The sequence below is a fragment of the Desulforhabdus sp. TSK genome (assembly GCF_022836495.1).
Taxonomy (GTDB): domain Bacteria; phylum Desulfobacterota; class Syntrophobacteria; order Syntrophobacterales; family Syntrophobacteraceae; genus Desulforhabdus.
Window position 1 is genome coordinate 1 of the sequence record NZ_BQXM01000085.1, and the last position, 1,525, is coordinate 1,525.

Sequence of the window (1,525 nt, forward strand, 5' to 3'; positions counted from 1 at the left end):
TGCTCAACTTCGATAAACTCTGGACTAATAGCGGAACACCGCCGGTATTCACTTGGGCCTGAAGAAGAGCAGTTGAAACACACGGCAGGCCTAGGTCTATGACCGTGCCGAATCGCTCAGTTTAGGTTGCATTAAAATTAAAGTGTGCAGAGAGCTTTCTCAGTCTTCAAAGGATCTGAACGAGGAGCGGGTTCGCCTCCGAATGGCGAAAGAAGAAAAAGGTCCGCTCCACGAAGCAGGGGGTTGATCATGAAATCTTTTTGTTCACACACACTTTTTTATGGAGCGCTCTTTTTCCTTACACTCCTTTTGTGGGCTTGTCAGACGACCCCCGAAAGGCCTCCCGGCAAACCGGACCCAGGAGTTCTCAAAAAGGAAGCCAACGAACAGTTCAAAGTCTATGTGGGTAAGCCCGATTCCTATGGCCAGGACAATACGGAACGCTACCACCATCGGGATGACGGCCTGCTGGAAGGCAAATTTTTGGGCATGAAGGGAATCTGGGGCTTTTAGCACATTGTTCGCTCCGTTGCTTATGGAGCCCAACGCACCTTGCTGCATCAGGGGCAGAGGAAAAAACAGCGTTAAAAGTCACGTCAAAACCCCATGCGTTTTCCTTCAAAAGAGGCTGGTGACATGAAGCTTTGTGTGAAAACATTCCTTCTGATCGCCCTTTTCCTGTGGGTGCAGTTCGGTGGAAGCAGTACTCCGTTGAATGCTGCGCCCCCTGCGCCGGATCCCATCCTCCAGGGTCCTGAGGGGCCGATTGTGCAGATGGACGAGAGGGCCTATGATTTTGGGCTGGTCGGGGGCCATGACAGGATCGAGCACACGTTCCATTTGAAAAATCCGGGCTCGGCAGCTCTCGAAATCCACAATGTGCAAGTCAGTTGAGGCTGCAACGTCCGGTTCGACCGGATCATCCCTCCCGGCGGAGAGGGGCAGATCACTCTCATCATCGATCTCGATGGTTGCAAGGGCAGCACCAAAAAATCAGCCATAGTCACCACTAACGATCCCAACAATGGGTCCTTCTGGCTCAATGTGACCTGGCACCTTTAGATCGCCGAAGACCCATCGGATTTTGATCTTGCGCCGTTTTTAGATCGACTCATTTCCAGCTTTTTGTGTGGCCGCGGGCTCCTCTTCGACGGGATTCCGAATGGTGGCCGGTGAAGGCAGGGGATCATGGGGTTTGCCTAAACATTCACGTCTTGCAATGGAGGGTATCATGACATTCGATGAGATCAAATCGGCTGTAATGAGTCTGAGCTTCGACGAACAAAAACGTCTGATCATGGAGGTTGTGCCTTCCATCTGGCCCAAAGCCTGCGCCGACGATGTCTGTGTGGCAAAAATACGTGAACTGGTGGACGAGGCTGCGGTAAAACGATACCGAGAGGAGCATATGGACAGCATCTAACATAATCAGACTGAAGTTTACCGCTCCGACAGAGTGGAGGTCCCCCCCGAAAGGTTCCAGATCCGGTACCCCCCCCGTCCCTTATACCCATCTGACGCTGCC

The 1,525-nt window shown here is 52.4% G+C and carries 3 protein-coding genes; all 3 read left to right on the top strand.

Features of this window, described 5'->3' with window-relative positions:
* The first annotated feature begins 249 nt into the window (after window positions 1-249).
* The 3 genes from MWC30_RS21545 to MWC30_RS21555 all read left to right on the top strand — a co-directional run bounded on the left by MWC30_RS21545 (window position 250) and on the right by MWC30_RS21555 (window position 1,423).
* The gene (locus MWC30_RS21545; protein WP_244086262.1) at window positions 250-513 is read left to right on the top strand and encodes a hypothetical protein; all 264 of its coding nucleotides are present in this window, start codon (window positions 250-252) and stop codon (window positions 511-513) included.
* Window positions 514-636: 123 nt separating this feature from the next.
* Window positions 637-894, top strand: coding sequence for a DUF1573 domain-containing protein (locus MWC30_RS21550; RefSeq protein WP_244086263.1), 258 nt, complete (start codon window positions 637-639; stop codon window positions 892-894).
* Between the two features lie 337 nt (window positions 895-1,231).
* Window positions 1,232-1,423 (top strand): hypothetical protein, encoded by a 192-nt coding sequence (locus MWC30_RS21555; protein WP_244086264.1) that lies wholly within the window; start codon window positions 1,232-1,234, stop codon window positions 1,421-1,423.
* Window positions 1,424-1,525 lie beyond the last annotated feature (102 nt).

Excerpts from the sequence above, each read along its gene's own strand:
- MWC30_RS21545 (WP_244086262.1), top strand. The coding sequence starts at position 250 with ATGAAATCTTTTTGTTCACACACACTTTTTTATGGAGCGCTCTTTTTC.
- MWC30_RS21550 (WP_244086263.1), top strand. The coding sequence starts at position 637 with ATGAAGCTTTGTGTGAAAACATTCCTTCTGATCGCCCTTTTCCTGTGG.
- MWC30_RS21555 (WP_244086264.1), top strand. The coding sequence starts at position 1,232 with ATGACATTCGATGAGATCAAATCGGCTGTAATGAGTCTGAGCTTCGAC.